The organism is Streptococcus mitis, assembly GCF_000722695.1.
In the GTDB taxonomy this organism is placed as follows: Bacteria; Bacillota; Bacilli; order Lactobacillales; family Streptococcaceae; genus Streptococcus; species Streptococcus mitis_O.
On the sequence record NZ_JPFU01000008.1, the window covers coordinates 64,659 to 87,967 of the forward strand.

A 23,309-nucleotide genomic window follows, 5' to 3' on the forward strand; every position below is an offset into this window, starting at 1 on the left:
TTTCTTTCTAATTTTAAACACCACGTTGGTTATCGTAGAGGAGGGTATGCAGTTGAGGAAGAACGCGGACATTGCCCCAGCTATCGTCGGCAGCGACACGTTCCCAGAGTTCTTTGAGGCGGTCCAGTTGGTCTTGGACAATATTGCCTGTGGCCTTGGGCTCAGGATTTCCAGCCGATAAGAAGAGGACATCTGGTTTATAGCGCTCTTGTATGCCTCTGGCAAAGGCCAAATCGGCATCGTCAAAGACAGGAATTTTAAAGGTGACCTTGTCTGGATCCAATTGGGAAACGATAAAGTCCAAAGTTTCAAAGTTGACTTCCATCTTGGATGAAGGAGGTTTTGGACTCAGAGTAACCTGGTCGATGTCTTTTAACCAATTTTGCCAGCGAGAGCCTTGAGTTTCAACAGCCAGAGTGACACCACGTTCCTTGAGTTTAGTGACCAATTCGGCCATGTTGGCTGCTAGGATAGCAGGATTTCCCCCAGATAGGGTGACATAGTCGTAGCTCCCCAATTTATCCAAGGCAGCAATGACCTCGTCAGATGTCATACGAGTTGGTTTTTCAGAGCCGTCCCAAGTAAAGGCAGAATCGCACCAGTCGCAGTGGTAGTCGCAACCAGCAGTGCGGACAAACATGGTTTTCTGCCCGATTGCACGGCCTTCGCCTTGAAAGGTTGGCCCAAAAATTTCTAGAACTGGTAGTTTGAGGACACGTTCCCTAGTCATCTAACCACTCCCGTCTAAACTCCGCAAAGGCAGTCGGAGTCTCATAGAGGCGAACGTATTCCAAACGGAGACCACGTTCGTCTGGCAACTCTTGACTCATAGTTTGGAAAATCCAGTAAACCATATTTTCAGCAGTCGTGTTCATATAGGGAAGAGTTTCATTGAGATAGCGATGATCCAAGTGGGGTTCTAAGTAGTTCTTGTAGATTGCTTTGATGTCTCCGAAATCGTAGGTCATGCCACGTTCATCTAAAAATCCACTGACAGCAATCTGCAGATGATAGGTGTGACCGTGCAGGGATTTACATTTTCCCTCATAGTGAAAGAGGTGGTGGGCAGCATCGAAGGTAAACTCTTTTGATACCAAGGTTCTGTGAGGATTGTAGACAAGAGACTCCCCAGTTTCCTGTTTGATTTCTTTGGGTGCAAAAAACATTAGGCCTCTCCTTTCTGTGAGAGATAAACATCTAGACCATGTTGACGTAGATGGCAGGCTGGGCAATCTCCACAGCCACTTCCGATAATCCCGTTGTAGCAGGTTAAGGTCTTTTCACGAACATAGTCAAAGGCACCGAGTTGGTCGGCTAATTCCCAAGTTTCAGCCTTGTCTAGCCACATGAGAGGTGTTTGGATAACAAAGTCGTAATCCATAGCAAGGTTGAGGGTAACATTAAGAGATTTGACAAAGACATCCCGACAATCAGGGTAGCCTGAGAAGTCTGTTTCGCAGACACCTGTCACGATATCTTTCATGCCCCGTTGTTTGGCAAGAACTGCCGCAAAGGATAGAAAGAGGTGGTTGCGACCGTCAACAAAGGTATTGGGAACCTCTCCCTCTTTTTGCTCAATCTCCAGATCAGAAGTCAAGGCATTTTCAGTGATTTGCCCCAGCAGAGACATATCTAGGATATGATGACGAATCCCCTGTTCCTTGGCGATTTCTCTAGCGACTTGAATTTCGAGATGATGGCGTTGGCCGTAGGCAAAGGTGACGGCTTCGACCGTTTCATAGTGTTCTTTAGCCCAAAAGAGGCAGGTTGTAGAATCTTGACCGCCACTAAAGACGACCAAGGCTGATTGACGTTTCATAGTACTCCTTCCAAAGTGGGGAATGTTCAGAGCACGCAAAAAGCTCCCTTGAGGGAGCTAAAAAATACCAAGTCAAGGTTTTTTTTAGCGATGGCATGTCCCAAACATCGTAATATTCTACCTATAGTCTAGCATATTTTTTGAAAAATGGCAAAGGGCAAGAAAAAAGAGACCAAAGAAAGGACTTGGTCTCTAATATGATTAGCTCAATTCAGCAACGATGGCCTTGATTTGTTCTGCTGTGTGAACACCAGCAACTTGTTTCACCACTTGGCCGTCTTTTTTGAAGAGAAGGGTTGGGATAGACATGATTCCAAAAGCACGAGCTGTGTTTGGATTTTCATCAACGTCCATTTTAACGATTTTCAAAACATCTTCTGAAAGTTCTTCAGACAATTTATCCAAGATTGGACCTTGCATACGACATGGACCACACCAAGTTGCCCAGAAGTCTACCAAGACCAAACCGTCTTTTGTTTCTTGTTCGAATGTTGCATCTGTAATTGCTTTTGCCATTGTATTTCTCCTTTTTTAGTTATATTGGCTTAAATCTTGTTTCTTGAGATAGAAGAAGATATCTCCGTAAGTTCCATGGTAGTCCAAATCATGACCGTTATAAGTTAATTTTTGAACAGGGTAGTAGTCTGCGACGCCGATAAGGCAAGCTTGTTGTGAACGATCAAAGTCTTCATAAGATTCGAACGTTACAGTTCTTTCGTTCTTGCTGGCATCTAGATAGGTAATTTCAATCATTTTAAAAACTCCTTTGTTTAATGATGACTTTATTTTACTCCTTGTAAAAGAGAATGTCAAGAAAAATGATTGCGCACGCAACTTTTTTTAAAAAATCATCTTAAATCAAGAAATCCAAACCAGTTTCCAAGCTTTCTTCGACAGCCTTTTGTAGTGTGGCTAGTGTTTTTTGCCCATCACTTGTCAGGCAGATAAAGCTAGAGCGTCTATCTTGATCACAACACATGCGACTAAGCAGACCGCAATTTTTAGCTTCCAAGCGAGCCACCATTCGAGAAACAGCGCTCGGGCTCAGATGAAGTTTATCTGGCAGGTCAATCTGGCGTAGAGATTTTTCTTGAGCCAAGTCCAGGTAGTAGAGCAGGTAAAACTCTTTCAAGGTCAGCCTTTGTTCACTCTGATTAGCAACAGTCTCTTCCAAGAGACTTTCAATTTCTTTCTGACGACGATTGAAGTCAAACCATTTTTCCAAATAGGTCATAGTATCTCCTTTCTTTTTAGAGTTATAAATAGAAGAAAGTCCATTCACGGACAGTCTTTGTATCACAAGATGATTGCGCATGCAATAATTATACTACTTTTCAAGAAAGCTGGCAAGAAAGACACTGAATCTTTTATCCTAAATCATGCCTGTTTTCACAAGTTTTTAATTGTCTGTATTCCCTTTTCTCCCTATTTTTATTAACTTTTGCGTATTTCCTTGAAATTTTCTGAAAAAAGAGTAAACTGGTATGCAAGAAGTCTATTTCGTGGAGTTTAGGATGAAATTATATGTTCAATTAATGATTCTCTTTGTGATTTCTCTAATCGGAGAGGGAATTTCCAGTTTCTTTCATCTGCCTATCCCAGGCAGTATTATCGGTTTGATTATTCTCTTTCTCGCCCTACAATTCAAGTGGCTGAGAACCAGGCATGTCAACATGGTGGGGAATTTCTTGCTGGCCAATATGACCATTCTCTTTTTGCCGCCAGCAGTGGGAATCATGGAGAAGTTTGATGTGATTGCTCCCTATCTTTTGCCCATTGTTTTGATTATCTTTTTTGCAGCAGTCATCAATATTATCCTCATAGCCTTGGTAGTTCAGTTTATCAAACGACGGTTTGAGGGAGATTATGAGAAAGGAGATGCCAAATGAGTGAATTTGTTTCCAATCCCCTATTTGGGCTGGCCCTATCAATCCTAGCTTATCTAGTGGGAATGCTGATTTACAGACGGTTTCCTCATCCATTGACAACGCCCTTGCTTTTGTCAGCTATTTTCATTATCATTTTTCTAAAAGTGACAGGTATTTCTTACCAAGATTACTACCAAGGTGGGGTTTATTTGAACAACTTGATTGTCCCATCGACTGTTGCTCTAGGGATTCCGCTTTATAAGAGTTTTCATTTGATGAAGCACCATGCTCGCAGTATTCTCTTTGGTAGTCTGTTAGCAGTAGTTGTCAATACTAGCTTCACTGCCATAGTAGCGAAAATATTTGGTATGGACTTTTTCCTAGCCATTTCTCTCTTTCCCAAGTCAGTGACAACTGCCATGGCAGTAGGAATTACAGAAAAATTGCAAGGTTTGACGACTGTGACCTTGGTCGTCGTAGTGGCGACTGGGATTTTAACCAGTGTGATTGGTCCAACCCTTTTGAAGTGGTTGAAAATAGATGATCCGGTAGCAGTCGGACTTTCCCTTGGAGGAACAGGCCATGCTGTCGGAACAGGAACAGCCTTTCGATACGGTTCTGTAGCAGGAGCTATGGGTGGCTTGGCTATCGGTGTCACGGGGATTCTCTATGTCTTTGTCAGCCCCATCGTAGCCAGTTTGATATTGAGTTAAAAAGCAAGGAATTTGAGTTCCTTGCTTTTTAAAATCGTATGTTATAGACTATTACTTTTCTCTGCTTAAGTGGATGACTTGGTCATAGTGTTTTAAGTCTTCTTCTGTGTAGTGGTGAATGACTTCAATGACTGTTTGAGGTAGGGAGAAGAGCAAGTCGCTAATTTTTCTGCTATTTTCCGAGTCAAGATTGGCCTTAATCTCATCTGCTAAGATGAGTTGACTATCATGGTAGAGGGCGCGAGCGATTTCTAGGCGTTGTTTCTCGCCACCAGACAGACTATCATTGCTGAGCGTTCTATTTTTCAAATGATCTAATCCCGTTTTTTTGAGGATGTAAGTTAAACGTTCCTCCTTTTTATCCAGTCCTAGAAGGATATTGTCGTCCAGAGATAGCGTGTCAAAGTAATGGCTATCTTGGAGAATATAGGAACTAATACTTGTGATTTCTTGACGTGACAGGTTTTGACCAGCAAAGCTAATCTGACCACTTGTTGGTGTCTCTTCTCCATGAATGATATTGAGCAGGGTTGTCTTTCCAGAGCCACTTTCTCCGATAATGGCGATTTTTTCTCCTTGCTTGATGTGCATGGAAATCGGAGACAGGAGGCTATTTCCATCTTTTTCTAGGGAGATGGTGTTAAGCTGGATAGGGAAAATGTTTTCTATGCTTCTAGGCGAGATGGAGTCAGACTGGTCCAAAAGTTTTTGGTATTTGTTGAGAAGAGTTCGAGTAGCTTTTCGGGTGTTGGTAAAGTAAGCCAACTCTTGGAATTGATAGCCGATATTATGGGAAACTAGATAGATGGCCACAAAACTCGCCGCATCTAAATAATTATAATAGGTCATAAAGCCACCGATGACGATTGGTGTGACAGAACAAAAGGCATCGATGCTATTGATCAAGAGACTGTTTAAAGTTCGTTGCTTTTCATAGTTGATTTCGGTATCTAGACTGGTTTGTAATTGCTTTTGATAGCGAGCAAAAAAGTAGTCTTGCCCCTGATAATGGCGAATTTGTTGGCTACCACCAATAAAATTTGTCAAGCTTGCTAAGTAGCTCTGGTTAACAGTGGACCGCTTTTCAGAAAGTGAATCCAAACGCTTTGATCCGATAGCACTGCAGAGTACAGGAAAGGAGTAGAAGAGGATGAAAATCAAGCCCAGGTAAAAATTGGTCCATAGGGCATAGAGGATGGACACAGTTGTGAAGCCAAGAGAAGAAATGATGATGACCGTTGGTTCGATATAGCTTTCTTCTAGTTGCTTGACGTCGTTTTCTAGGTCGGACAAAATATCCTTTTCATCAATCTCATAACTGTTTAAAAATCGCTTGAAAATAGCACTCTTGATTCCATATTTGAAGTCAGTAATCAAACGGGCGTAGTAATAGCGTTTCCCAGCCAAACCTAGTAAGAGGATGAGATTACCAAGGATTCCTAAAATCAAAACTTTCCAAAGAAGGCCTAGTTCTTGATTGGTAAAACTAGCAACAATATTCTGAACAAGGGCTGGCGTGATAATTGCTTCCAGCCAAGTAATGGCAATAGAAAAGAAGTAAAGTACGAGGTGCTTTTTAGTAACAAAGCTTTTCAGCATAAAGAGTTGACCTCCTTATCGATATACATGCAATCAGTTTTAAAGTTATTATACTCCTTTTTATTAAATGCTTCATATAAAAATGTAATTTTTTTTGGGGGAGGATATATACTATCAATGTTTATTAGGATATAGCAAAAAAATTATAAATATGTGAAATAAGTGTGTTTAATGAGTGTTCATTTTTTATCAGAATGAATCGCTGACATAGGATTGAAAGAACTAAGTATTTCTTTTTGTTTAGAATGAGATACGTGAGTATAGATTTGTGTGATTGATATAGAACTGTGTCCAAGAATTTGTTGAATGTATCGGATATCTACATCATTATCCAGAAGCATTGTTGCAAAACTATGTCTAAACATATGTGGTGTAATAGTCCTAGATAAGTTATTTTGTTCAACGATTCTCTTTAAAATTAAACGTACACTTTGCTCTGACAATGGTTTTGGCGAATGTTTTCCTGGAAATAGAAAATCATTGGATTCCTCCCCTATTTTATTTATATATGTTTCTAATAAATTGAAGGTTGTTTGATCTCCTAAAAATAGGATACGCTCTTTCTTACCCTTTCCTATAATATGGAGTGTCTTATTGGAAAGATTAATATCTTTGAGATGAATGTGGCAAAGTTCAGAAATTCTGATGCCTGTTGAAAGTAAAAGTGAAATAATTAGTAGATTTCTTTCAGCGTGTTGTTTTTGATAATCAGTTTTAGATAGAGCTACTCTCTGCTCTAAATATAAAAAAATACTTTTCAGAATGTCATACGGAATCGTTTTAGGCAATATTTTTTCAGTTCTAAATTGAAAACGCAATTGATTGAAGGGGTTCTCTTCAATTATGTTCTGGTATTTTAGATAGTTATAAAACACCTTCATACAAGCAATTTTTCTTCTTAGTGTATTCGTTTTTATGTTAGATTGTGTCAAGTGTTCTATATAGGATTCGACATTATCATAGTCTGAGTTATAAAATTGCATAAGATCATTTTTATAAGCTCGAATCGTGTGTGAACTCAAACGCTTATGAGTTTTGCAATAATCTAAGTAAGCAGAAATAAGTTTATAATCCATGAAAATCTCCTTCGTCAATAATCATGCTATTATAAACTTATTTTGATGCTTTGTATAGCGATAATAAATAGTTATCGGTAGGAGAAGTTATGCAGAATAAATTTATCTTCAAAGAGCATAGAAAATATGACAGACAAAGCTATAAAAATACTTTATTTACAGACTTACCTGAAATTGATGGGCAAATTGATTTTTACCGTAGTGATTTTAGAGGTTCAAAATTTTATAAATTAAATATCAGTGCAAATTTTGACAGAGCGGATTTTATGGGATGTAGCTTTCAAAGTGTTAATTTTATTGATACAAGTTTTGGCGCTCCTCAATTTAAAAATTGTATTTTTGAAAATGTGGTATTTAGAAACAATCGCTATAATGCTACAGTTTTTATCAAATGTTCTTTCTTAAATTGTAAATTTGATGAGGAAAGTATCTATTCCAACTTTACCGAGTGTTCTTTTAATAAAACAGAGTTTGGAAATCTAAATTTTGAAAGATCTACAGTGGATAATTCAAAATTTTTAGAATGTAACTTTTTAAATGTAGATTTTTCAACATTAGCGGCTGAAGATTTAATATTTGAAGCGACATCTTTTTCAAATGTCTCAATGAGTATCAATTACTTCTTTTCATATTTTATTGATTCTAAAACAAATTTAAGAGATATAGTATTTGAGTATCGAGGAAGTAAAACATATCTAACTGAAGAAGTTTCAGATAATTATTTTAATAACTTACTTGAAGAGCAAAGATATTCTGAGTTATTTAATATGTGCATACTTCTAAATAATGAAACTAATTTATACAATATTTTGCTTACTACTATCTCCAAAAAGGATACCATGGGATATCAGTTACTTCGATGTATAGAGTGTATTATTTTCTATTTTAAAAAAGGGATGTTAAGTTTTGAAACTGCTAGCTCCTTATTAAATCTTTTAAAAACCTCTAATCGGAATATTGATATTAACAATTTATCAATTAATGAAAAAATTTATAGTTTAGAGCAACTTCTAGTCACTATCCCGTTCGACAAGATAAAACTAAAAGATAATAATACTCAGGATTTTATTATGAAATTTAGATGTGCCATTGATTCTGAAAACGAGGCTGAGGAATACATTGAAAACTTATTACATTCTATTTTATTGTCTACCCAAACAACTCTGGATTTTTCTTATAAACTTATAAAAAAAGAGAAAGGCTCTTGGATTTTTACATTTATGACTTCATCTGTTTTTCTAGTTTATACTTTAAAACAAATACAACAGATGATTGTTAATGCTCAAATAATTTATAAAAATCATTTGCAAATTCGATTCACTGAATCCGTAGTAAATGACTATATTCAGAGGTTGGAACACAATCTTTCAATTGATCTAAATTCATCAGAATTAGTTCCGTTAAATCATGACTTGGAAAGTTTGACACATCTAATACTTAATACTAACTTAACTCCAATAGAAACCAAAGAAGATATGATTGACAAAATTACCAATATTGACATATCTAAATTAAATGCTTAACACAATAAAATCATAAAGTAAGGGAGTGAACTTTATGATTTTATCTTACCTAGAAAGTAGTTATTGATAATAGTTTATCAATTTATTAAAAGCCAAATGTAGAATGCTAACATCATTTAATAGATTAACTCTAAAACTATAACTATGTTCGTAATTTTTGAAATAAGAATTCATTGGAATTGTAAAAACATTACAGTTTTTTAAGATATCTAAAGCAAGGGCTGATGAGTCGACTAAACAATTTTTATTTTTAATGTCTATATGTGCAATTCCCCAGTATCCTTGATTGCAAGGCTCCATTTGAATACACGTTCCTTGTAAGTAAGATGATAACATTTGAAAATTACTTCTAGCAGTTTGTAAATGAGTTTTTACGAGTGCATCAATTGCTTCACTATTATCTAGATAGCCTTTAAGCATATTCAATGACCCTATGGAAAACGGACTTGCAGAATAATTAAAAATTCGTTCCATTTCATTCAGCAACTCTTTTCTTTTTGTCAAAAAAATTGCAGATTTGACACCATTTAAATATGCTTTTTTTGATATAGATTCAATAATAATTAGATTACTAAAAGATCTATATTTTTGATGTTTCTTAAATGGAGAAATAAAATCATTATTCCAGGTTAAATTACCATAAACACTGTCAATAATCACAATAATTTTTTCTATTTTGCACCACTCTAAAAAATCAGTATCTGCAATTGAGATTGATTCGCAGAATAATGGATCTGTAAAAATAACTATATCAATACTTTTATTTTTACAATCTTGCTTTATCTGGTTTATATTTAGAAATTGTTCAGAAAAAACAGTATATCCATTCTCCAAGTAAATATTTAAATATGAATAGTAGCACGGTGCAATGAGTAGGACATTTTGTAACCCTAATTTTTTTAAAACATAACTTAATAAAAAACTTCCAACAGTTGCACTAGGGAAAATACTCACGTCAACACTATTATTTAACAGTTGTTTTATAGTTTTTTTAAAGTCAAATAATTCATCAGGATATCTATAGTTAATATAATCTGTTACTTTTAATGAATCTTGAATCTCATCGATTACTTTTTCATACTTTACATCAAAAACTTCAATATTCCAACTAGAAACAAGAAGTGTTTCTTGATTAATATGCTTTTCTAAATATGAAATATCATTAATTTTTTCTTGTTTACTGAACACGAGATCTCCTACCGATAACTATTTATTATCGCTAGTATATCATAAAAATTAGTATTTCACTAATTTTATAGTGGATGATAAAGAGATAAAAAACAAAGAAACATTGTTTGGTATAACGCATTTAACTTTCTATAGAATATTCAATCTAGATTATCTTTTATAAATCTAGATTGAATAAAAGTCTAATAAGTAGGAGAGGTTCTTTTCCATAATTTCTCGAATAGAACACAAAAAGCGAACAAAACAGAATTTGTTGTTTCGATTCGCTTTTTGAATTATTATCTAGATTTTTCTTGCACCTCTGATAACATTTAGTCTGAGCAGGTACACTAATAACCGATGGAATAAAATGTGTACTTTAGATTATTTCCAAGCGCCACTGGCATCTACATAGTAGCCATCTGGTGTGTAGGTATTGTGAAGCATCTTACCAGTTGAATCAAGATAGTACCACTGACCGCCATCTTTGACCCAACCAGTCGTCATAGCACCTGAGTTGTTTAGATAATACCAAGAGCCACTATCTTTGATCCAACCTGTTGCCATTGAACCTGAGTCTTTTAGGTAATACCAAGAGCCGTTATCATATAACCAATCAGCTGAAATCATGGCTCCTGATGATTTAAAGGCATACCAGTTGCCACCTTGATAGAGCCAAGTTTGATTAAACATAACCCCTTTATCATTCATAAAGTACCAGTTTCCCTTGTCCTTAACCCAAGCATTTTTAACTAATTGACCTTGTTTTTGATAGTACCAGCTTTCACTGTAATTCTTTTTTAGCCAACTTTCTGCTTTTACAATCGGATAAAGTATTTTGAAGGCTCCTGCCCCCCTGTAGGAATGACTGATAACTCCTGGTTTTTCAAGTTTCAACTCTTCATAGTCATCTGCCCAAGCAAATACTTTTTGACCATTGAAAGTCTCTGGTAAGGTAGCAGTGTAAGTCTTGGTTTTATAATCCCATTTTGCATCAAGGTAGGTGTGTTGATCATTTGATTCGTCAATACGGTAGTAACCACTCTTTCCACTGTCATTATATACATCATCAACCACTTTAGTGGACCAGGTCTTTACTTCATTTCCGCTCTTGGCTTCTACCTTGATATCTCCTCTATAGCCATAAGGAACGTAGAAATTCAGGTAACGCCCCTCTGTACCGACCATAGATTTGTCCTTTTCTTTACCTAGGAAATTGACTGTCTGATCTTGACCATTGAGACTAACCGTCCACTCGATTTTCTCAGTTTTTGGCAAATCCAATACTTTGATATCTACTTCATTGCCATTATTAAATCGGAGAATTTTGCCATCTTGATACCAAACATCACCCTTAATAACCCATTCTTCTTTAAGCTCAAATGCCTGCCCTGAATGAGGGAAAGCCAGTAAGGCTAGACCAGCTAAAGACAAACCAAATAATGTGATTTTTTTTGATACTTTCATTTTCTTAACTCCTTATTTTTGGAATAAAACAAATTGACTGTTTTCTGGATAAACTGATACATGTTGCTCCTTATTACTTCTTGATGCAGCTTCAAGGACTAGAGGATAAGAGTATTGGTACAGTTCCTCTAAAGTGATTTTTCCGTTAGTATTGGTGTCTGCCATAGGCGAAATCATTCTATTTTGAAGTGAATCCCAACCTGTACCCATTGCCCAGTATCTGGTGGCAAGACTACCTACTCCGACTGCACTATACGATTTTTCACCTTTCCAAGAGGCACATAGTACGAGGAATTTAGAGTCAAGCATTTCACCATTCTTACTTGCTAGATTTCCTGTTGAGAATCCTGCCAAAAATGCTTGTTCATCAAATCTTTCTTCAGAATTGGAGACGGCCTTTTCATCTGATTTACCTACATCTATAATTGTTCCTGAATAGCAACAATCTAGCATAATCACAAACTTACCTTTATATTGTTTCAGTATAGATGCCAATTCCCAGCCTGAAAAGGATGTTTTATCGCTACCAATGGCTATCGTCCCGTCTTTTCCTCCATGGCAAGTAAAGTAAAGATAGTTCACATCGCTTTCGCTAGAAGATTTGAAAAGTTCTTCCATTTTTGCAATAATCTCAGCTTTTGTTTTATCAGGGAAACGAACAACTTCGCTAAAGTTTTGGTTACTAAAAGCCTTTTCCATAGCATTAACGTCTTCAATAGGTACTGCTCTCGTTGATGTTTCACCAAGAACTAAAGCACGGCGATTAATCGTTTGTCTTGCCCCACTAGTGGCAAAGAAATAAGTATCATCTCCAATATTGTGCCAACCTGTCTGCATAGCACCGCTATCAGCTAAATAATATTGTTTTCCTTCGATAGTCTGTAGGCCAGTTTGCATGACACCGCTAGTATTTAAATAATACCAGTTCCCAGATTCTTTAATCCAACCTGTCTTCATCCAACCTTCACTATCAAAATAGTACCAGGTGTCACCTATTTTTTCCCATCCATTTGTAGTATAAGAACCATCAGAATGTTTATACCACCAACGGCTACCAGACTTTATCCAACTTCCACTTGACTTACTATAAGTTGTTTGAGAGGATGATTCTTGAGCAGAAACTGGATTATTTACTGCTAGTGTTGACACTAGGCTTAATAAAGCAACTGATGACAATAAAATTTTTTTCATGATATTATTGTCCTTTCTATTTTATTTTTGTATAATCATATCACAAATAAAAAAACCAGGTTTTATTTTTTGCAGAAATGGAAGAGGAATATTATGGAAAATTTTGGAGCAGTTTTAAAGGATATTCGTATTTCAAAAAATTTTCGTCTTAAAGATTTGGCTTGTGATAAGATTAGTGAATCAACTATTTCTCGTTTCGAAAATGGGATTACCAAATTATCTATTGATCATTTTTACATGTTGTTAAATCGCCTGGGGACATCATTTTCGGAATTTGAAGAATTAGTTCATTGCTATTATTCTAAAAAAGAATGTTTTTTTGAAGAACTAGAACATGCTGTAAACTCTTCAGATATCATTTTGTTACAAGAACTAATAAAGAAAATAGAACTAAAACAAAAGCAGGAAAAAAGTCTATGCAATTGTCACATAAAATTGATTGCTGAACAACAGATTAATCGCCTTGCAAACCTTCCTTACAATGCATCTAAATGTAATGAACTAATAAAGTATTTGCTTTCTGTAGATAATTGGATGGAGTATGAACTGAAAATTTTCTATAATTCGGTGTTTTTTATGAACACTAAAACCATAAGCTTACTATATAGAGTGGTAATCAAGAAAACACGACATTTTTTAAAAACAGATATGGGCACACATAGAGTAATTCCTTTATATTTATTTAATTTAGAATTATTATTAAAAAATAATTTGTTAGATAGCGCTCAATTTTTTATAGATGATTTAGAAAATTTACTGACCAGACAAGGATATTATTTTGAAAAGAATTATTTGCTTTTTTTAAGAGGTATTTATCATATTAAAACTAATCGAGTAGAGATAGGTAAAAAAGAATGTTCTAAAGCTATGAGAATATGTAAGGAATATAATGATAGTGACACAATAGAGAAATTAGACAAGACCTTCAAATTAGATTTTGTTATTTAATTGGTTAGAAGGATTTGTCTGTAAGATAAAGTTAGATAGACAATGAGATAAAAGAAAAAGGATAGCTTCTCCGCGATGAGATGTTATCCTTTTTGAGTTCTGAAACTATTGCAAATTAACCTTGTTTCTCAAGATGTAGTAGGTTCCGAGATAAAAGATAGCTATGAAAATGAGTTCTTCCACAATGGATATACCTGCTCCCATATAGAAATTATCATTAAATCCTGCAAGTGAATTGACATAGAAGTTAGTACTGGTATTGAAGAAAACTCCAATAAATCCTATGACGATTTGGATACCAATGTAGGCTGCAACAGCGAGTGCTGTACGGTATTCATTGAACAGTTGTCCAATGGAAATGGCCAAGTAAATGCAGAGGATCCCTGAAATTGTACTAAGCAGGAAGGATAACCCCACAAGAGAGAGTTTAGGAAGGTATGTTTCTACAAGTGGGAACCAGTCATAATGTGACATCCAATCTGGAACCGTTATAGTCACAATAAGAAAAGCACTTAGAGCCAGTACAGCCGAGCTAAGTATAGACCAGATAGAGGCTCCGACTAATTTAGCTGTGATGATATAGTGCTCAGAAACTGGCAAGGTCAAAGTCAGATAGCCTTGGCGGTCATAGACACTACCTTTGAAGCGTTTGATAATCAAGAAAATGGTTGAAATCCAAAGTGTAATTATCAAGCCGCCAAAGACGAGAGCCAGAAAGATAAATAGGAAAGGTTGGCTATCTTTGAAAGATATGTAATTATAGTAGTGTCCTTGCATTCCCAGGGGGACGGAAAGGATGAGCACGGCTGCGTAGAGAGCTAAATACCACTTGTTAACATTTTTAAATTCGTAGCGAACTAAATTCCAAAACATAAATAATCTCCTTTGCTTAGGCCTTAAATTCCTGACGGAAGAGCTGGTCAATGGATTCACCTGATTCATAGCGAATATCATCTACATTTCCTTGACGGACGACTTTTCCGTCTTTTAGGAAGACAATTTCATCCAAGATTGGCTCGATATCAGAAATCAAGTGGGTAGAAATCAAAACGGTAGAAGTTGGGGAGTAGTTGTTGATAATGGTATTGAGGATATACTCACGGGCTGCTGGATCCACTCCACCAATGGGTTCGTCCAGAACGTAAAGACGAGCATCACGGCTCATAACCAAAATTAATTGTACCTTTTCTTTGTTACCTTTTGATAGTTTCTTGAGACGACTATTTTCATCAATGCCAAGGTCAGCAAGTAGATGATGGGCGCGTTCAAGATTGAAATCTTTATAGAAGGTTTTGAAGTAGGTTAGGGCTTCTTTGACCTTCATTTGTTCATTGAGATAGGTGGTATCAGGTAAATAAGCTACGATAGCCTTAGTTGCTGGGCTTGGATCCATGTCGTTGATAAGGACACGTCCTTGATCTGGTTGTAAGAGGCCATTGATTAGTTTAATCAGGGTTGTTTTTCCTGAGCCATTTGGCCCAAGGAGACCAACAATTTTTCCAGCTGGGATGTCAAGGGAAACATTTTCGAGGGCTGGGGTTGCTCCATAAGATTTGGATACATTTTCAAATGCTAGTAATGACATAGGCTTAAACTCCTTTAATATAATCACTGACTACGCCTGGTAGTTCTTCTTTTTCATAGCCAAAATGGGTCATGGAGGAAACGAAGTGTTCCAATTCTTCTTCTGATAATTGTTTGCGCGATTGGGAGATCAGCTCCTTATCTTCAGTCACAAATCGTCCAGTTGTTCGCTTGCTGTAGACAAATCCTTCTCGTTCGAGGTCTGATAAGGCTCTTTGGATGGTGTTGGGATTGACACCTGCCTCGCTAGCTAGCTCTCTCACGGTTGGAAGTTGTTGATTGGGTTCCAGTGTATGGGAAACAATCTGAAGCTTGATTTTCTCCATAATCTGTAAATAGATGGGTTTTTTGTTGTCAAATGTCCAGGACATCTCGGTCTCCTTTCTCCTATCCTTTTGTCTTAATTGAATAATACAACAAAACAAAAAACTTGTCAAGCAAAAAGAAGAATTGTTTTGGGAATCGCTTAAAAAATGGTATAATGAAAAGAAAACGATAAGGAGGGAAAGGATGCGTTGTCCAAAATGTGGGGCTACCAAGTCAAGTGTTATCGATAGTCGCCAAGCAGAAGAAGGGAACACCATTCGTAGAAGACGTGAGTGCGACGAATGCCAGCACCGTTTTACAACCTACGAACGAGTAGAAGAAAGAACCTTAGTGGTTGTTAAAAAAGATGGCACACGGGAACAATTCTCCAGAGATAAAATCTTTAATGGGATTATCCGCTCAGCCCAGAAACGTCCTGTTTCAAGTGATGAAATCAACATGGTAGTCAATCGTATCGAACAGAAACTCCGTGGTCGAAATGAAAATGAAATTCAAAGTGAGGACATTGGTTCACTCGTCATGGAGGAGTTGGCTGAGTTGGATGAGATTACCTATGTGCGTTTTGCCAGTGTCTATCGTAGTTTTAAGGATGTCAGTGAGTTAGAGAGCTTGCTCCAACAAATCACCCAGTCTTCTAAAAAGAAAAAGGAAAGATAAATGAAGCCAATTGACCGTTTTTCTTATCTAAAGAATAATCGGGTGTCGCAAGATACCTCATCTCTGGTACAGTGCTACCTCCCGATTATCGGTCAGGAGGCACTGAGCCTTTATCTTTATACCATCAGTTTTTGGGATAATGGTAGAAAGGAATACCTCTTTTCAAGTATTCTCAACCATCTCAACTTTGGGATGGATAGACTGATAAAATCATTGAAAATCTTATCTGCTTTCAATCTTTTGACCCTCTATCAAAAGGGGGACGTTTATCAGCTAGCCCTCCATGCTCCTCTTTCAAGTCAAGATTTCTTAGAACATCCTGTTTATCGCAGGCTTTTGGAGAAAAAGATTGGCGATGCAGCGGTGGAGGATTTGAAAGTTGAAAGTGCTGAGGGAGAAGAAATACCTGTCTCACTCAATCAAGTCTTTCCAGACTTGGCAGAACTAGGTAGTCAAGAAGACCTTGGTATTAAGAAGAAAGTAGCCAATGATTTTGACTTGGACCATTTTCGTCAGCTCATGGCTCGAGACGGGCTTCGTTTTGCGGATGAGCAGTCAGATGTCTTGAACCTGTTTGCCATTGCTGAGGATAAGAAGTGGACTTGGTTTGAGACCTATCAATTGGCCAAGTCAACAGCTGTTTCCCAAGTCATTTCAACCAAACGTATGCGGGAAAAAATTGCTCAAAAACCTGTTTCCTCTGACTTTAGTTCTAAGGAAGCAACCATTATCAAAGAGGCTAAAAGCAAGACTGCCCTGCAGTTCTTGGCAGAAATCAAGCAAACACGCAAGGGAACCATTACCCAAACAGAAAGAGAACTCTTGCAACAGATGGCTGGCTTGGGCTTGCTGGACGAAGTCATCAATATCATTCTCTTGTTGACCTTTAATAAGGTGGATTCGGCAAATATCAATGAGAAATATGCCATGAAGGTAGCTAATGACTATGCCTATCAAAAGATTCATTCAGCAGAAGAGGCAGTCTTGCGCATTCGTGAACGTGGGCAGAAGAATCAGGCTCAAAAAAGCAGTAAACAGAGTCCTGCCAAGTCCAATGTACCCAAGTGGAGCAATCCAGATTATAAGAATGAAACTAGCGAGGAAACTCGTCTGGAACTAGAACGTAAGAAACAAGAACTATTAGCTCGATTAGAAAAAGGAGGAGATTAGATGGAAAGTGTCGGAGACGTACTCAAGCGTCAACCCAGCCGTTTTCATTATCAAGATTTGGTACAGAAGATCATGAAGGACCCTGATGTTGCGGCCTTTATCCAGCAAGAATCTCTTACTCCAGAGGAATTGAATCGCAGTATCTCCAAGTTTAATCAGTACATCACCGAGAGAGACAAGTTTCTTCGTGGTGATACGGATTATATTGCCAAAGGCTACAAGCCGATTTTGGTTATGAATCATGGTTATGCGGACGTTTCTTATGAAGAAACTCCTGAACTAATCGCAGCGGAAAAAGAAGCGGCTATTAAGAACCGTCTTAAGTTAATCAATCTACCAGCCAGTCTTAAGAAAGCTAGTTTAGCTCAAGTAGACTTGGATGATTTGGGGCGCTTGCCAGTTTTTGAAAAGCTACTAGCCTTTGTGGAGCAGTATCCAGCTATTCGAAAAGGTCTTTACCTATATGGAGATTTTGGTGTGGGCAAAAGTTTCATGGTGGCTGCCCTAGCCCATGATTTGTCAGAAAAACGTGGTGTTTCATCAACTCTCCTCCACTATCCGAGCTTTGTCATTGATGTCAAAAATGCTATCGGTGATGGCAATGTCAAGACCTTGGTAGATGAGATTAAGCTTTCTGAAGTCCTGATTTTAGATGATATTGGTGCCGAGCAATCAACAGCTTGGGTGCGGGATGAAATCCTGCAAGTCATTCTCCAATATCGGATGCAGGAAAATTTACCGACCTTTTTCACCTCCAACTTCAACTTTGAAGAATTGGAGCAGCATTTCGCTAAAGGGAAGCATGGAAATGACGAAACCTGGGAAGCCAGACGGGTCATGGAACGCATCCGTTATTTGGCTGAGGAGACTCGTTTAGAAGGAGTAAACCGTCGATGACAGAAACAATCAAATTGATGAAGGCTCACACTTCAGTACGCAGGTTTAAAGAGCAAGCCCTTCCTCAGGAAGACTTGACTGAAATTTTGACAGCAGCCCAGATGGCCTCGTCTTGGAAAAATTTCCAATCCTACTCTGTGATTGTGGTACGAAGTCAAGAGAAGAAAGATGCTCTGTATGAATTGGTACCTCAAGAAGCTATTCGCCAGTCTGCTGTTTTCCTTCTCTTTGTCGGAGATTTGAACAGAGCGGAAAAGGGAGCCCAGCTTCATACTGACAACTTCCAACCTCAAGGTGTAGAAGGTCTCTTGATTAGTTCAGTCGATGCGGCTCTTGCTGGTCAAAATGCCCTGCTGGCAGCTGAAAGCTTGGGCTATGGTGGTGTGATTATCGGTTTGGTTCGATACAAGTCAGAAGAAGTGGTAGAGCTTTTTAACCTGCCTGACTACACCTATCCTATCTTTGGGATGGCACTAGGTGTGCCAAATGAGGAACATGAAGTCAAACCTCGCTTGCCATTGAATCAGGTGGTATTTGAGGAAGAATATCAGGAACAAACGGTTGATGTGATTGAGGCTTACGACCGTGTACAGGCTGACTATGCTGGAGCGCGTGCGACCACAAGCTGGAGTCAGCGCCTAGCCGAACAGTTTGGTCAAGCAGAACCAAGTTCAACTAGAAAAAATCTTGAACTGAAGAAGTTATTGTAGAAAGTGAGAAATTATGGCCCTACCAACTATTGCCATTGTAGGACGTCCCAATGTTGGGAAATCAACCCTATTTAATCGGATCGCTGGTGAGCGAATCTCCATTGTAGAAGATGTCGAAGGGGTGACACGTGACCGTATCTATGCGACGGGTGAGTGGCTCAATCGTTCTTTTAGCATGATTGATACAGGAGGAATCGATGATGTCGATGCTCCGTTCATGGAACAAATCAAGCACCAGGCAGAAATTGCCATGGAAGAAGCCGATGTTATCGTCTTTGTCGTGTCTGGTAAGGAAGGGATTACCGATGCAGACGAGTACGTAGCCCGTAAGCTTTATAAGACCCACAAACCAGTTATCCTTGCAGTTAACAAGGTGGACAACCCTGAGATGCGAAATGATATCTATGATTTTTATGCCCTCGGTTTGGGTGAACCATTGCCTATCTCATCTGTCCATGGTATTGGTACAGGGGATGTGCTAGATGCAATCGTAGAAAATCTTCCAAATGAATATGAAGAAGAAAACCCAGATGTGATTAAGTTTAGCTTGATTGGTCGTCCTAATGTCGGAAAATCAAGCTTGATTAATGCTATCTTGGGAGAAGACCGTGTCATTGCCAGTCCAGTTGCTGGAACAACGCGTGACGCCATTGATACCCACTTTACAGATACAGATGGTCAAGAGTTTACCATGATTGATACGGCTGGTATGCGTAAGTCTGGTAAGGTCTATGAAAATACTGAGAAATACTCTGTTATGCGTGCCATGCGAGCTATTGACCGTTCAGATGTGGTCTTGATGGTCATCAATGCAGAAGAAGGTATCCGTGAATACGACAAGCGTATTGCAGGATTTGCCCATGAAGCTGGTAAAGGAATGATTATCGTGGTCAACAAGTGGGATACGCTTGAAAAAGACAACCACACTATGAAAAACTGGGAAGAAGATATCCGTGATCAGTTCCAATACCTGCCTTACGCACCGATTATCTTTGTATCAGCTTTGACCAAGCAACGCCTCCACAAACTTCCTGAGATGATTAAGCAAATCAGTGAAAGTCAAAACACACGTATTCCATCAGCTGTCTTGAACGATGTGATTATGGATGCTATTGCCATTAACCCAACACCGACAGACAAAGGGAAACGTCTTAAGATTTTCTATGCGACCCAAGTGGCAACTAAACCACCGACCTTTGTTATCTTTGTCAACGAAGAAGAACTCATGCACTTTTCTTACTTGCGTTTCTTGGAAAATCAAATCCGCAAGGCCTTTGTCTTTGAAGGAACACCAATCCATCTCATCGCAAGAAAACGCAAATAAAAAAGTAGAATCTGGAATGACATTTCCAGATTTTTTTGATAGAATAAAGGTGAAGAAAACGCTATCAAATAGAGGGGGCTGGTGATGAAACATTTGTTTAAATTCTTATTTTTAGCACCTTACTTTTATTTTGATAACTGGATTGAAAAGGCCAACAGAAATAGTAAATTTTTCCCAATTTTTTACTATTTTTACTGGTTTTACATCCCCCTCTATGCTCTTTTTAGCCTTGCTTGGACAGTTATTTCAGTTCTGTTTTTCAATATCGTCTTGAGAAATGTGGCAGATATCAAGCTTTGGGGCATTTGGCTATTATTACTATTTATTGCTTTTGCTAGTGACTGGTTAGACTATATCTGTTTCAAAAAAATGTTTCGCTTGAGACGGGAGCTAGGGAAGTCTAAAGCGGGGAGACATTGATTTATATTGGTAGTAACATTTAATAGAATGAAACTAAAGAAAACAATTTCAAAGAGGAGGTGTCGATGACGAGATTGTCCTTTAATTGGTTTCATTTAATACTCTTATTTCCTTGTTTATATTTTTTCTATTGGATAGACAATGCTGACAGAAACAGTAAAATTTTCCCCATCTTATACTATTTTTACTGGATTTATATTTCCCTTTTAGCTCTGTTTAGCTTGGATATGACAATTTTTTCATTCTTATTTTTCCCTTTTGTTCTAGATTATGTATCAGATGCTAGTACTTGGGGTGTTTGGTTGCTTCTGATAGTCTTATCTCTAGGCAGTGACTGGTTAACCTATATCTTTTTCAAAAACATGTTTCGCTTGAGACGGGAGTTAGGGAAGTCTAAAGGTGTGAATAAAGAAAGGGGTAGGAACTAAAAAATGACTGTATCTATGATTTGTTTATGGAGCTATAGATACAGTCGTTTTTATTTTAATCGTGAAACTTGAGAGAAGTGTTCGTCTTGTATAGTAGATTGAATCTGGAATAATACAATACAAGTGCTAAATCACTGGTATAAATTGCTTTAAATTCCCTAATCAATTTGTTTGCATTCTATTCCAATATACTATAATAAAATGATGAGAGTTATTACAAATTATAGGTTTGAAAAATCATTAATTTCTTTTTCGAGTAATTTAACTAATGCCTCTTCTTTAGTTAATTGTAATAAAGTTATTCCTTTATGAATCAAATCGGAGTTATGTTGTAGTATTCCCAAGCGTACTTGAGAAAATCCAAGAATATCGTATATTTTTAATTCTTCTGCTAATACCAAAAGTTGTAGGGTGATTGTTTCACATTCTTTGAATAAATGATGTTGAAAATATACAGTGGAGAGATTAGCTAAAAAAGATGATAAAAATACTTTTGTTTCTCGGAAGTATTTATATTTCTCGATGGTTTTCATAATTCTATCAATAAGACGGGGAAGATTTTCTGAAGGAAAGAAAAAGAGAATGGTTCCTAGCAATTTCAAATCACTAATGTACCATGTATCCATAGGTTCAAGATAGTCCCAAACTTCTTCAGACAAATCTTTCAAGACGTGGTTGTTTTTGAATCCTTTGGTTTGTAACTCTGTGACAATTTTTGTATGACGATAGATGTTTTGAATAGGAACATCGTGATGTGTCTTAAGATATTTTTGACATTTCTCAGTAAGTTTAACCATTTTTCTAGTATCCTGAAGAATAGATGGATTTTGGCTCTCTATAATAATATCTCGTCTTTCACTAGGGTGGTATTCGTTGCATATATACTTGAATTCTGCTAAGCTCATATCAATTTGTTCAAGAAGAAATACCATGTTTTCAAAACTGGGAATAACTTTACCGTGTTCAATATTTGTTAGAGTTGTCCTATGTATGACTTGTCCACATACATCTTGTTGGGTCAATCCTTTTGACTTTCGAATTTCTTTAAAAATTTGTCCATAATCCCATCTCATATTGTTCCTCCTAGAAAAATGTGAATATTTTCTACATTTATAAAAAACGTAGAAAAATGTGGTATTATTATATCAAAAAGGAGGGAAAAAGTCATGGAAATAGAAGATTCACTTAATTTTGTTATATATTGTAATGACTGGGAACCTCTAATCCCATGGTTTGATATATGGTTTTGGGAGTGAGTGACTGATTGATATGTTATTTGTATTATTTAGTTGAGTTTTGACATACTTGTTTTTTGTATTTTTATTATAGCGAAACTAAAATATTTTATAGCTTATAGATAAGGAGGAGAATATATGAAATATCATCTGTTAGAATAATATAAAACATGTATTTCTTAAACTGATTTGACAAGCTTTAAGTTTATGTGTATTTAGTATATTTACCAAAAATCAACTTTCTTTTGGTAAAAATATTGTTTGTGTATTTGGCTTATAACTTATGTTTATTAGGAGGAGTAGTCATGAAAACTATCGTTAAAATTTGTTTAGCTTCTTTATCCGCCTTTTTACTTCTATTTGCTGGAAAAAATGTTTTTGCAGACTCTAATTCACATGGTAACTTAAACTCTTTGGAAGTTAGCGATAGAAGTTTTCGTAACGGAGAATTGTTGAAGAGTTATCTTGTAAAAGATAAAGATAGGATTTATTTTGATTATGATAAAGCGGTTCAAGATAAACAAGCGAAAGATGTAATTGACATGGGTTTATTGGTAGAGACAATAAGCGAAGACTATAGTTCAAATACGTTTACACCTGCTAAATATTTTAAGGCAGGATTGCCTGTTCACGGGAATTACTGTGGTCCTGGTTACGACGGGGAAGGATTTACTTTACCTGTGGTAGACGTTTTGGATCAAGGTTGCCAAAATCATGATAGATGTTACAAGTGGGGAGCTGGTATTGGAGCTAATTGTGAGTGTAATCGTCAGTTAGTCGATTTTATAAAAGTTAACAGACGTTGGATACCAGAAAGTACCTTATGGGTTGCGGATGCTATCAGAGTTTATTTTGAAACGATTGGAGCTATAGGATGTTGAATCTAAAATCATTTATTACACGCTATTCTAAGGTCTATATTGGTTTAGTTCTGTTGATCTGGATTGCTTTCTTCTTTCTTCCTTGGGGCAGTCCGATTCTGGGGGGAAAGATTGACCTCTTCAGCATACAGAAAGTCTTGCTAGTTTTTGGTATTCTGTCGATTTTGATGGCCTTGCTGTCCAAGAAAGTCAGTCTCTTTGTTTTTGGATTGATCTGCTGTTTTTCTCTTTGGATTAATCTATTTATCCTATTTGCTATTTTGCCGATTTTTGGCAATTAAAGTATCATAAAAGTCAGAGAGGTT

General features: G+C 37.1%; 28 protein-coding genes. 13 read left to right on the forward strand and 15 right to left on the reverse strand.

The features are described 5' to 3' along the window. Window positions 1–13: 13 nt before the first annotated feature. The 6 genes from queE to SK629_RS02900 all read right to left on the reverse strand — a co-directional run bounded on the left by queE (window position 14) and on the right by SK629_RS02900 (window position 3,053). Entirely contained in the window at window positions 14–730 is a 717-nt protein-coding gene (queE, locus tag SK629_RS12435) for a 7-carboxy-7-deazaguanine synthase QueE (protein WP_042900488.1), read from the reverse strand. Next, on the reverse strand, window positions 723–1,166 hold the full coding sequence (gene queD / locus SK629_RS02880) for a 6-carboxytetrahydropterin synthase QueD (protein ID WP_000464575.1): 444 nt from the start codon (window positions 1,164–1,166) through the stop codon (window positions 723–725). Before queD ends, queE begins: the two co-directional genes overlap by 8 nt. Continuing rightward, a complete protein-coding gene (gene queC, locus SK629_RS02885) occupies window positions 1,166–1,819 on the reverse strand; it encodes a 7-cyano-7-deazaguanine synthase QueC (RefSeq protein ID WP_042900489.1) in 654 nt (217 codons plus the stop codon). The genes queD and queC overlap by 1 nt, the downstream gene beginning before the upstream one ends. 201 nt (window positions 1,820–2,020) lie before the next feature. Beyond that, window positions 2,021–2,335 (reverse strand): thioredoxin, encoded by a 315-nt coding sequence (trxA, locus tag SK629_RS02890; protein WP_001029581.1) that lies wholly within the window; start codon window positions 2,333–2,335, stop codon window positions 2,021–2,023. A 15-nt stretch (window positions 2,336–2,350) separates the two neighbouring features. After that, window positions 2,351–2,572, reverse strand: coding sequence for a DUF4649 family protein (locus tag SK629_RS02895; protein ID WP_000570255.1), 222 nt, complete (start codon window positions 2,570–2,572; stop codon window positions 2,351–2,353). Between the two features lie 100 nt (window positions 2,573–2,672). Next, entirely contained in the window at window positions 2,673–3,053 is a 381-nt protein-coding gene (locus SK629_RS02900; protein WP_042900490.1) for a MarR family winged helix-turn-helix transcriptional regulator, read from the reverse strand. A 280-nt stretch (window positions 3,054–3,333) separates the two neighbouring features. Between SK629_RS02900 and SK629_RS02905 the strand changes: the two genes are divergently transcribed. Further along, entirely contained in the window at window positions 3,334–3,708 is a 375-nt protein-coding gene (locus SK629_RS02905; protein ID WP_000781322.1) for a CidA/LrgA family protein, read from the forward strand. Next, window positions 3,705–4,400, forward strand: a complete 696-nt coding sequence (locus tag SK629_RS02910) for an LrgB family protein (RefSeq protein ID WP_042900491.1) — start codon at window positions 3,705–3,707, stop codon at window positions 4,398–4,400. Before SK629_RS02905 ends, SK629_RS02910 begins: the two co-directional genes overlap by 4 nt. Window positions 4,401–4,451: 51 nt before the next feature. Here the strand turns inward: SK629_RS02910 and SK629_RS02915 are convergent, their stop codons facing one another. Further along, on the reverse strand, window positions 4,452–5,999 hold the full coding sequence (locus SK629_RS02915) for an ATP-binding cassette domain-containing protein (protein WP_042900492.1): 1,548 nt from the start codon (window positions 5,997–5,999) through the stop codon (window positions 4,452–4,454). A 179-nt stretch (window positions 6,000–6,178) separates the two neighbouring features. Beyond that, window positions 6,179–7,075 carry a tyrosine-type recombinase/integrase gene (locus SK629_RS02920; protein ID WP_042900493.1) on the reverse strand — a complete coding sequence of 299 codons (897 nt, stop codon included), beginning with the start codon at window positions 7,073–7,075 and terminating at the stop codon, window positions 6,179–6,181. 89 nt (window positions 7,076–7,164) lie between these two features. Between SK629_RS02920 and SK629_RS02925 the strand changes: the two genes are divergently transcribed. Continuing rightward, window positions 7,165–8,598 (forward strand): pentapeptide repeat-containing protein, encoded by a 1,434-nt coding sequence (locus SK629_RS02925; RefSeq protein ID WP_042900494.1) that lies wholly within the window; start codon window positions 7,165–7,167, stop codon window positions 8,596–8,598. Between the two features lie 60 nt (window positions 8,599–8,658). Here the strand turns inward: SK629_RS02925 and SK629_RS02930 are convergent, their stop codons facing one another. The 3 genes from SK629_RS02930 to SK629_RS02940 all read right to left on the reverse strand — a co-directional run bounded on the left by SK629_RS02930 (window position 8,659) and on the right by SK629_RS02940 (window position 12,423). Next, complete coding sequence (locus SK629_RS02930) at window positions 8,659–9,786, reverse strand: aminotransferase class I/II-fold pyridoxal phosphate-dependent enzyme (RefSeq protein WP_042900495.1); 1,128 nt, start codon at window positions 9,784–9,786, stop codon at window positions 8,659–8,661. A gap of 363 nt (window positions 9,787–10,149) precedes the next feature. Continuing rightward, window positions 10,150–11,232, reverse strand: coding sequence for an N-acetylmuramoyl-L-alanine amidase family protein (locus SK629_RS02935; protein ID WP_042900496.1), 1,083 nt, complete (start codon window positions 11,230–11,232; stop codon window positions 10,150–10,152). 12 nt (window positions 11,233–11,244) lie between these two features. Further along, the gene (locus SK629_RS02940; protein WP_042900497.1) at window positions 11,245–12,423 is read right to left on the reverse strand and encodes a caspase family protein; all 1,179 of its coding nucleotides are present in this window, start codon (window positions 12,421–12,423) and stop codon (window positions 11,245–11,247) included. 93 nt (window positions 12,424–12,516) lie between these two features. On the opposite strand from SK629_RS02940, the gene SK629_RS02945 reads away from it, so the two are divergent. Beyond that, window positions 12,517–13,371: a helix-turn-helix domain-containing protein gene (locus SK629_RS02945; RefSeq protein WP_042900499.1), complete on the forward strand. Its 855-nt coding sequence runs from the start codon at window positions 12,517–12,519 to the stop codon at window positions 13,369–13,371. 105 nt (window positions 13,372–13,476) lie between these two features. Here SK629_RS02945 and SK629_RS02950 read toward each other — a convergent pair whose 3' ends face one another. From SK629_RS02950 to SK629_RS02960, 3 genes are read right to left on the reverse strand one after another with little or no spacing between them, the layout of a single operon-like run. Continuing rightward, window positions 13,477–14,244 (reverse strand): hypothetical protein, encoded by a 768-nt coding sequence (locus SK629_RS02950; RefSeq protein WP_042900500.1) that lies wholly within the window; start codon window positions 14,242–14,244, stop codon window positions 13,477–13,479. A 16-nt stretch (window positions 14,245–14,260) separates the two neighbouring features. Beyond that, window positions 14,261–14,956, reverse strand: coding sequence for an ABC transporter ATP-binding protein (locus SK629_RS02955; protein ID WP_000054197.1), 696 nt, complete (start codon window positions 14,954–14,956; stop codon window positions 14,261–14,263). A gap of 4 nt (window positions 14,957–14,960) precedes the next feature. Continuing rightward, window positions 14,961–15,326 carry a GntR family transcriptional regulator gene (locus SK629_RS02960; protein WP_042900501.1) on the reverse strand — a complete coding sequence of 122 codons (366 nt, stop codon included), beginning with the start codon at window positions 15,324–15,326 and terminating at the stop codon, window positions 14,961–14,963. Between the two features lie 139 nt (window positions 15,327–15,465). On the opposite strand from SK629_RS02960, the gene nrdR reads away from it, so the two are divergent. The 7 genes from nrdR to SK629_RS12580 all read left to right on the forward strand — a co-directional run bounded on the left by nrdR (window position 15,466) and on the right by SK629_RS12580 (window position 20,888). Next, the gene (gene nrdR / locus SK629_RS02965; RefSeq protein ID WP_001203672.1) at window positions 15,466–15,939 is read left to right on the forward strand and encodes a transcriptional regulator NrdR; all 474 of its coding nucleotides are present in this window, start codon (window positions 15,466–15,468) and stop codon (window positions 15,937–15,939) included. Next, the gene (locus SK629_RS02970; RefSeq protein WP_042900502.1) at window positions 15,940–17,109 is read left to right on the forward strand and encodes a replication initiation and membrane attachment family protein; all 1,170 of its coding nucleotides are present in this window, start codon (window positions 15,940–15,942) and stop codon (window positions 17,107–17,109) included. It begins immediately after the preceding gene. Continuing rightward, on the forward strand, window positions 17,110–18,006 hold the full coding sequence (gene dnaI / locus SK629_RS02975; protein WP_042900503.1) for a primosomal protein DnaI: 897 nt from the start codon (window positions 17,110–17,112) through the stop codon (window positions 18,004–18,006). It abuts the gene before it with no gap. Beyond that, a complete protein-coding gene (locus SK629_RS02980) occupies window positions 18,003–18,716 on the forward strand; it encodes an NADPH-dependent oxidoreductase (protein ID WP_042900504.1) in 714 nt (237 codons plus the stop codon). Before dnaI ends, SK629_RS02980 begins: the two co-directional genes overlap by 4 nt. A gap of 13 nt (window positions 18,717–18,729) precedes the next feature. After that, complete coding sequence (gene der, locus SK629_RS02985; protein WP_042900505.1) at window positions 18,730–20,040, forward strand: ribosome biogenesis GTPase Der; 1,311 nt, start codon at window positions 18,730–18,732, stop codon at window positions 20,038–20,040. Between the two features lie 84 nt (window positions 20,041–20,124). After that, window positions 20,125–20,460 (forward strand): hypothetical protein, encoded by a 336-nt coding sequence (locus tag SK629_RS02990; protein ID WP_042900506.1) that lies wholly within the window; start codon window positions 20,125–20,127, stop codon window positions 20,458–20,460. Between the two features lie 65 nt (window positions 20,461–20,525). Beyond that, window positions 20,526–20,888: a hypothetical protein gene (locus tag SK629_RS12580; protein WP_042900507.1), complete on the forward strand. Its 363-nt coding sequence runs from the start codon at window positions 20,526–20,528 to the stop codon at window positions 20,886–20,888. Between the two features lie 221 nt (window positions 20,889–21,109). Here the strand turns inward: SK629_RS12580 and rgg1518 are convergent, their stop codons facing one another. Further along, entirely contained in the window at window positions 21,110–21,961 is an 852-nt protein-coding gene (rgg1518, locus tag SK629_RS03000) for an Rgg/GadR/MutR family transcriptional regulator Rgg1518 (RefSeq protein WP_042900508.1), read from the reverse strand. A gap of 467 nt (window positions 21,962–22,428) precedes the next feature. Here rgg1518 and SK629_RS03005 point away from each other — a divergent pair, with 467 nt between their 5' ends. After that, on the forward strand, window positions 22,429–23,004 hold the full coding sequence (locus SK629_RS03005) for a phosphlipase A2 SlaA (RefSeq protein WP_042900509.1): 576 nt from the start codon (window positions 22,429–22,431) through the stop codon (window positions 23,002–23,004). Further along, a complete protein-coding gene (locus SK629_RS03010) occupies window positions 22,998–23,285 on the forward strand; it encodes a hypothetical protein (protein ID WP_042900510.1) in 288 nt (95 codons plus the stop codon). Before SK629_RS03005 ends, SK629_RS03010 begins: the two co-directional genes overlap by 7 nt. The last annotated feature ends 24 nt before the right edge of the window (window positions 23,286–23,309 follow it).

Coding starts and splice junctions, on each gene's coding strand:
- SK629_RS03010 (WP_042900510.1), top strand. CDS start 22,998: ATGTTGAATCTAAAATCATTTATTACACGCTATTCTAAGGTCTATATT.
- SK629_RS03005 (WP_042900509.1), top strand. CDS start 22,429: ATGAAAACTATCGTTAAAATTTGTTTAGCTTCTTTATCCGCCTTTTTA.
- SK629_RS02980 (WP_042900504.1), top strand. CDS start 18,003: ATGACAGAAACAATCAAATTGATGAAGGCTCACACTTCAGTACGCAGG.
- dnaI (WP_042900503.1), top strand. CDS start 17,110: ATGGAAAGTGTCGGAGACGTACTCAAGCGTCAACCCAGCCGTTTTCAT.
- SK629_RS02915 (WP_042900492.1), bottom strand. CDS start 5,999: ATGCTGAAAAGCTTTGTTACTAAAAAGCACCTCGTACTTTACTTCTTT.
- SK629_RS02925 (WP_042900494.1), top strand. CDS start 7,165: ATGCAGAATAAATTTATCTTCAAAGAGCATAGAAAATATGACAGACAA.
- SK629_RS02910 (WP_042900491.1), top strand. CDS start 3,705: ATGAGTGAATTTGTTTCCAATCCCCTATTTGGGCTGGCCCTATCAATC.
- queE (WP_042900488.1), bottom strand. CDS start 730: ATGACTAGGGAACGTGTCCTCAAACTACCAGTTCTAGAAATTTTTGGG.
- SK629_RS02920 (WP_042900493.1), bottom strand. CDS start 7,075: ATGGATTATAAACTTATTTCTGCTTACTTAGATTATTGCAAAACTCAT.
- SK629_RS02955 (WP_000054197.1), bottom strand. CDS start 14,956: ATGTCATTACTAGCATTTGAAAATGTATCCAAATCTTATGGAGCAACC.
- SK629_RS02970 (WP_042900502.1), top strand. CDS start 15,940: ATGAAGCCAATTGACCGTTTTTCTTATCTAAAGAATAATCGGGTGTCG.
- SK629_RS02950 (WP_042900500.1), bottom strand. CDS start 14,244: ATGTTTTGGAATTTAGTTCGCTACGAATTTAAAAATGTTAACAAGTGG.
- SK629_RS02935 (WP_042900496.1), bottom strand. CDS start 11,232: ATGAAAGTATCAAAAAAAATCACATTATTTGGTTTGTCTTTAGCTGGT.
- queD (WP_000464575.1), bottom strand. CDS start 1,166: ATGTTTTTTGCACCCAAAGAAATCAAACAGGAAACTGGGGAGTCTCTT.
- SK629_RS02940 (WP_042900497.1), bottom strand. CDS start 12,423: ATGAAAAAAATTTTATTGTCATCAGTTGCTTTATTAAGCCTAGTGTCA.
- SK629_RS12580 (WP_042900507.1), top strand. CDS start 20,526: ATGACGAGATTGTCCTTTAATTGGTTTCATTTAATACTCTTATTTCCT.
- trxA (WP_001029581.1), bottom strand. CDS start 2,335: ATGGCAAAAGCAATTACAGATGCAACATTCGAACAAGAAACAAAAGAC.
- SK629_RS02960 (WP_042900501.1), bottom strand. CDS start 15,326: ATGTCCTGGACATTTGACAACAAAAAACCCATCTATTTACAGATTATG.
- rgg1518 (WP_042900508.1), bottom strand. CDS start 21,961: ATGAGATGGGATTATGGACAAATTTTTAAAGAAATTCGAAAGTCAAAA.
- SK629_RS02905 (WP_000781322.1), top strand. CDS start 3,334: ATGAAATTATATGTTCAATTAATGATTCTCTTTGTGATTTCTCTAATC.
- der (WP_042900505.1), top strand. CDS start 18,730: ATGGCCCTACCAACTATTGCCATTGTAGGACGTCCCAATGTTGGGAAA.
- queC (WP_042900489.1), bottom strand. CDS start 1,819: ATGAAACGTCAATCAGCCTTGGTCGTCTTTAGTGGCGGTCAAGATTCT.
- nrdR (WP_001203672.1), top strand. CDS start 15,466: ATGCGTTGTCCAAAATGTGGGGCTACCAAGTCAAGTGTTATCGATAGT.
- SK629_RS02895 (WP_000570255.1), bottom strand. CDS start 2,572: ATGATTGAAATTACCTATCTAGATGCCAGCAAGAACGAAAGAACTGTA.
- SK629_RS02990 (WP_042900506.1), top strand. CDS start 20,125: ATGAAACATTTGTTTAAATTCTTATTTTTAGCACCTTACTTTTATTTT.
- SK629_RS02900 (WP_042900490.1), bottom strand. CDS start 3,053: ATGACCTATTTGGAAAAATGGTTTGACTTCAATCGTCGTCAGAAAGAA.
- SK629_RS02945 (WP_042900499.1), top strand. CDS start 12,517: ATGGAAAATTTTGGAGCAGTTTTAAAGGATATTCGTATTTCAAAAAAT.